General features: G+C 45.2%; 1 pseudogene. It reads right to left on the bottom strand.

The window, feature by feature from the left end:
* A pseudogene (locus MD536_RS21575) lies at window positions 1-237 on the bottom strand (nitric-oxide reductase large subunit); the annotation flags it as partial.
* Between the last annotated feature and the right edge of the window lie 46 nt (window positions 238-283).

Here is a 283-nt window from a genome sequence, read left to right as displayed (position 1 = left end):
GAGTCTGTAGAAAACAAAGGCGAGTGCCGCGGTGGCAAAGACTTCAAAGAAACCCTCTACCCAGAGATGCACGACCCACCACCTCCAGTATTCCATAATTGAAATATGGGTTTTTGCTCCATAAAAAAGCCCTGCCATATAAAAAAGTCCAATTGCAGCTGCAGCGCCGGTAAACAGAGCCAGGATGTGATTTCCTTTGTCTGTTTTTTTTAGTGCTGGAACTATTGCCCTTAACATGAGGGACAACCAGAGTAGTAACCCAATAATGAGAGCTATCTGCCAG

This window comes from Flavihumibacter cheonanensis (assembly GCF_022352215.1).
Classification (GTDB): Bacteria; Bacteroidota; Bacteroidia; order Chitinophagales; family Chitinophagaceae; genus Flavihumibacter; species Flavihumibacter cheonanensis.
Note: the sequence above shows the minus strand (reverse complement) of the source record. Positions and strands in the feature narration are given on the sequence as shown.